The 5,407-nt window shown below is 72.4% G+C and carries 5 protein-coding genes; 3 read left to right on the forward strand and 2 right to left on the reverse strand.

The genetic code is table 11. The features are described from left to right. On the reverse strand, positions 1–442 hold a 442-nt coding region (locus tag Q0A33_RS09915; protein WP_363316568.1), incomplete at its 3' end, for a TSUP family transporter. Beyond that, positions 439–2,274: a proline--tRNA ligase gene (locus Q0A33_RS09920; RefSeq protein ID WP_291795721.1), complete on the reverse strand. Its 1,836-nt coding sequence runs from the start codon at positions 2,272–2,274 to the stop codon at positions 439–441. The genes Q0A33_RS09915 and Q0A33_RS09920, both read right to left, overlap by 4 nt. A gap of 253 nt (positions 2,275–2,527) precedes the next feature. Here Q0A33_RS09920 and Q0A33_RS09925 point away from each other — a divergent pair, with 253 nt between their 5' ends. From Q0A33_RS09925 to Q0A33_RS09935, 3 genes are all read left to right on the forward strand, one after another. Further along, positions 2,528–3,865, forward strand: a complete 1,338-nt coding sequence (locus tag Q0A33_RS09925) for a CoA transferase (protein WP_291795724.1) — start codon at positions 2,528–2,530, stop codon at positions 3,863–3,865. Continuing rightward, entirely contained in the window at positions 3,862–4,812 is a 951-nt protein-coding gene (locus Q0A33_RS09930; protein WP_291795727.1) for a hydroxymethylglutaryl-CoA lyase, read from the forward strand. Before Q0A33_RS09925 ends, Q0A33_RS09930 begins: the two co-directional genes overlap by 4 nt. A gap of 93 nt (positions 4,813–4,905) precedes the next feature. Beyond that, positions 4,906–5,407: nitrilase-related carbon-nitrogen hydrolase (locus tag Q0A33_RS09935; protein ID WP_291795730.1), on the forward strand; the 502-nt coding region annotated here is incomplete at its 3' end.

Genomic DNA, 5,407 nt, shown 5'->3' on the forward strand with positions numbered 1-5,407 from the left:
GGTGGCGGACGGAGGCCGGCGGGAAGCGGAGCATCGCCTCTGCGCCCAGCGACGGCTTCAGCAGGGTGAACAGCGCCACGCACACGATCACCACGAGGATGAGCGGACGGAACAGGGCCTCCGGCACCACAGTGGCGAGCATCGCCCCGAGCACCGCGCCCACGAGGGCGAGCGCCGCCGCCGGCAGCGCCGCGGACTTGTCCGGCTTCACTTTGCGCAGATACGTGACCGCGGAGACCGTGGTGCCGGCGATCGATCCCACCTTGTTGGTCGCCAGCGCCTGCACCGGGGTGATGCCCGGGACCAGCATGAGGACCGGCAGCTGGATGATTCCGCCGCCGCCCACCACTGCATCCAGCCAGCCGGCGAGCATGCCCGCCGCCAGCAGGAGCAGGAGGAGGCCCGCGGTGACCTCGACCGGCCCGGCGGCGGCGAGGATCACAGGCTGCGGAAGTCCGCGCGGGTGCTTCCCGCCGCCGCGTAGCCGGCGTCCACGCGCTCGATGACGGCGGCGACGGCGTCATCGACCGGCAGATCCGTGCTGGTGCCTGCTCGCCGATCACGCAGCTCCACCGTGCCGTCTGCCAGTCCGCGGCCCACGACCAGCACCGTGGGGATGCCGAGCAGCTCCGCGTCGCCGAACTTCACGCCCGGGCTCGTCTTCCTCCGGTCATCGACGAGCACGCGGATGCCCGCCGCCTCGAGCTCCGCGGTCAGCGTCTCCGCCTTCTCGAAGACGGTCGCGTCCTTGCCCGTCGCGACGATGTGCACGTCCGCCGGGGCCAGCGGCTGCGGCCAGATGAGGCCCCTGTCGTCGTGGTGCTCCTCCGCGATGCAGGCCATCACCCGGGTCACGCCCACACCGTAGGACCCCATCGTCACGGTCCGCGCCTTGCCGTTCTCGTCCAGCACGGTGAGCCCGAGGGCCTCCGCGTAGCGGGTGCCGAGCTTGAAGACCTGGCCGATCTCCACGCCGCGCGCCAGCTCGAGCTCGCCCGAGCCGTCCGGGGCCGGATCGCCGGGACGCACCTCGGCCGCCTCGATGGTGCCGTCGGCGGTGAAGTCGCGGCCGTAGACGAGGTCGTACACATGACGGCCGTGCTCGTTCGCCCCCGTCACCCAGCGCGTTCCCTCGACGACGCGCGGGTCCACGAGGTAGCGCAGGCCGGTGGAGGACTCCAGGCCCAGCAGCGGTTCGGAGAGGGAGAGGCCGGGCCCGATGTAGCCCTTGACGAGCTGCGGCAGGCCGGCGAGATCCGCCTCGGTCGCGGGCTCCACCTCGATCTCGCCCTCGCCGAGGACTCCCGTGCCCTCCGCACGGCCCAGGTCCACCTCGCGGTCACCGGGCAGGCCGATGACCACGATCTCGCGCTCACCGGTGGCATGGGTGACCGCGACGACGACGTTCTTCAGGGTGTCCGCCGCCGTCCACTCGCGGTCCGCGCGCGGGTTCAGCGCATTGGAGGCGGCGACGAGCGTCTCGATGGTGGGGGTGTCCGGGGTGTCCTCGACGTGCGCGGCGGGCACGTCCGAGGCGTCCACCGGATCCGGCACCACCGTGGTGACTGCCTCGACGTTGGCCGCATAGCCGCCGGCGGTGCGGACGTAGGTGTCCTCGCCGACCTCCGAGGGGTACAGGAACTCCTCCGTGCCGGAGCCTCCCATGGCGCCCGGCGTCGCCTCGACGATGACGTAGGGCAGACGGAGGCGGTCGTAGATGCGGACGTAGGCGTCGCGCATCTTCCGGTAGGACTCGTCCAGGCCCTCGTCCGTGAGATCGAAGGAGTAGGCGTCCTTCATGATGAACTCGCGCCCGCGCAGCAGACCGGCCCGGGGGCGGGCCTCGTCCCGGTACTTGGTCTGGATCTGGTAGATGGAGAGCGGCAGCTCCTTGTAGGAGGAGTAGAGGTCCTTCACCAGCAGGGTGAAGACCTCCTCGTGCGTGGGCGCCAGCAGGTAGTCCGCGTCCTTGCGGTCCTGCAGACGGAAGATCCCCTCGCCGTAGGCCTCCCAGCGCCCCGACTTCTGGTACGGCTCCGCGGGGAGCAGGCTGGGGAAGTGCACCTCCTGGCTGCCGGCGCGCTCCATCTCCTGCCGCACCACCGTCTCGATGCGGCCCAGGACCTTGAGACCCAGCGGCAGCCACGTGAAGATGCCCGGTGCGGAACGGCGGATGTAGCCGGCGCGGTGCAGCAGCCTGTGGCTCGCGACCTCCGCGTCGACCGGGTCTTCCTTGAGCGTTCGCACGAACAGCGTGGACATGCGCAGGGGCACGGAGGACTCCTCTTCGACACAGTCTGATGGGATGCGGGCTCCACGCGCCGGCACGGGGTGCGGGCGCGCGCGAATCCGCTGAAACCCTATCACCGCCGCGTCCCCACCCTGTCTGCGATGTGGACCCGGAGTGCAGGGTGTGAGCCCGGTCGTCAGCATGCTCCACCCTGTCTGCGATGTGGACCGGCAGAGCACGGTGCGAGCCCGGTCGTCAGCATGAGGAGAACTGCGAACACCGACCGGAGGAGTGCACGTGTCCCTCGACCCTCAGCAGGACGACGCCCCGCAGGCGGGCTTCCTTCCCCTCGACGGCGGCCGGGTCCTCGAGCTGGGCAACTACATCGCCGCGCCCACCGCCGGACGCATGCTCGCGGACTTCGGCGCAGAGGTGATCAAGGTCGAGCGGCCGCGCACCGGCGACGAGCTGCGGAACTGGAAGCTGCACACCGGCACCACCTCGCTGCTCTTCCGCACGATCAACCGCAACAAGCGCTCCGTGGTCCTGGACCTGCGCTCCGAGGCGGGGCGCGAGGCCGTGCTCGCCCTGGTCCGCGATTCGGACGTCCTCCTCGAGAACTTCCGTCCGGGCACCCTGGAGAGGTGGGGCCTGGGTCCCGAGGTGCTCGAGGAGGCGAACCCGGAGCTCGTCCTCGTGCGGGTCTCCGCCTTCGGTCAGACCGGCCCGCTCGCGGAGCGCCCGGGATTCGCCGCCGTCGCCGAGGCCCACTCCGGCTTCCGCGACCTCGTGGGTGATCCGGACCGGCCGCCGGTGCGGGTGGGCGTGAGCATCGGCGATTCGATCGCGGGGATGCAGGCCGCGTTCGGCGCGTGCATGATGCTGTTCGAACGGGAGCGCAGGCGGTCTGCAGGGGCCGCAGGAACCCCGGGATCCGGCGCACGGACGGAAAGCACGGCCTCGGGCGCAGGCTCCTCCCCCACCCTCGCGCAGCGCACGGTGGACGTCGCCCTGCACGAGGCGATGTTCTCCGTGCTGGAGTCGCTGGTCCCGGACTACTCCGCCACGGGCACGCTGCGGCGGCGCACGGGCGGCCGGATGGAGGGCATCGCCCCCACCAACGCCTACCTCTGCGCCGGCGGGCGCTCCGTCGTCATCGCCGGCAACGGCGACGGGATCTTCTCCCGCTACATGCGGGTGATCGGCCGCCCGGACCTGGCGGAGCGGGAGGACCTGCAGACCAATGCCGGCAGGTGGGCGGCGCGGGACGAGCTCGACGAGGCCATCGGGGCCTGGACGACCCCGCGCAGCGTCGAGGAGGTGCTGGAGGCACTGGAGGCCGCGGATGTGCCCGCCGGTCCGATCCACACGGCCGCGGACCTCGTGCGGGACCCGCAGCTGCTCGCCCGCGCCATGATCCAGCCCCGGGACGTGGCGGTCGTCGACCACGCAGGCGAGGACGGGGACGCCGTGCTGCGCGACATCGCCTTCCCCGGCATCACTCCGGTGCTCGGCGGCACGAGCCTGCCCATCCGCACACTCGGCCCGGACCTGGGCGCGGACACCGCGGACGTGCTCGCTCGCGCAGGCCTCGACGAGGAGACCGTCCGACGCATCGAGGAGGAGACCCGATGACCACCGCATCCGCAGCCCCTGTCGCATCCGCCCGCCCCGTCCCGGCGCTCCGGGACGTCACCCTGCGCGACGGCCTGCAGCTCACCGGCGGGCTGCTGGCCACGGAGACCAAGCTGGAGGTGATCCGCGAGCTGCTCGCCGCCGGCGTCCCCCAGCTGGAGATCGGCTCGATGGCCCGCCCGGACCTCGTCCCGCCGCTGGCGAACACGCTCGAGGTCGTCGCGGAGCTCACACCGGAGGAGCTGGACCGCTCCTGGGTCTGGGTCGCCACCCCGCGCAACGTGGAGCGCGCCGTGGCGGCGGGCGTGACGCGCATGCAGTACTGCCTGTCCGTCTCGGATGCGCACAACCGGGCGAACGTGGGCCGGTCCGCGGAGGAGTCGATGGCAGCGCTCCCCCGCGCCCTCGACATCGCCGCCGAGGCCGGGGCCGAGCTCCAGCTCTGCCTCGCCACGGCCTTCACCTGCCCCTTCGACGGTCCCGTGGACCCGGAGCGCACGCTCGGCCTCGTTAAGGACCCGCGTGCGCAGCGGTGCACCGAGGTCGTCGTGGCTGACACCCTCGGCCAGGCGGATCCCGCGCAGGTCGGCTCCCTCGTGGCCGCCGCCGATGCCGCGGCACCCGGGCACGGCATCGTCTTCCACGGACACGACACGTGGGGGATGGGAGCCGCGAACGCACTGGCCGCCGCCCGGGCCGGTGCCGTCGCCGTCGACGGTGCGCTGGGCGGACTGGGCGGCTGCCCGTTCGCGCCCGGAGCCTCCGGCAACACCTCCAGCGAGGACATCCTCTTCGCGCTCAAGCCCGAGTGGCTCACACCGGAGAGGTTCGCGCGGATCGTGCGGCTGGGCGAACGGATCACGGAGGAGCTGGGAGAGCGGAGCACCTCCAAGGCCGCCCAGGGAGCGCGCTCCAGGGCCGAGGCATTCGGCTGGGTGATCCGCTGAGGCAGGTAGCACGGACCGGATAGTCTGACCGGGACCAGGTCATGTGCCGGGGCCGCAGCGGAGCGACCCCGCATCAGGAGCGAGGAGGCCCCTGTGCCCGCAGCCACCGTCGCCGTCGTCCAGACCGGCCCCGTCCCCTTCGATTCCCACGCCACGGCCCGGAAGGTCGCAGGGCTCATCGCCGCCGCCGCGGAGCGCGGCGCGGAGCTCGCGGTGTTCCCGGAGGCCACACTCGGCACCTACCCCAAGGGCCTCGCCTTCGGCGCACCGCTGGGCCGCCGCACGGAGGCCGGCCGGGACGAGTACGCGCAGTACCACCGGGCCTCCGTCACCCTCGCGGGCGAGGAGATCGCCGTCGTCGCGGAGGCCGCCGCCGCGCACGGGGTCTTCGTGGTCATCGGCATCATCGAGCGGGTGGGGGCGACGCTGTACTGCACCTCCGCCCACATCAGCCCCGAGGACGGTGTGGTGGGCCACCACCGCAAGCTCATGCCCACCGGTGCGGAGCGACTGGTCTGGGGCTTCGGGGACGGGAGCACGCTGCCGGTGCACGAGACCGGGTTCGGCCGGCTGGGCTCGGTCATCTGCTGGGAGA

The sequence above is a fragment of the Brevibacterium sp. genome, from assembly GCF_022712115.1.
GTDB classification, from domain to species: Bacteria; Actinomycetota; Actinomycetes; order Actinomycetales; family Brevibacteriaceae; genus Brevibacterium; species Brevibacterium salitolerans.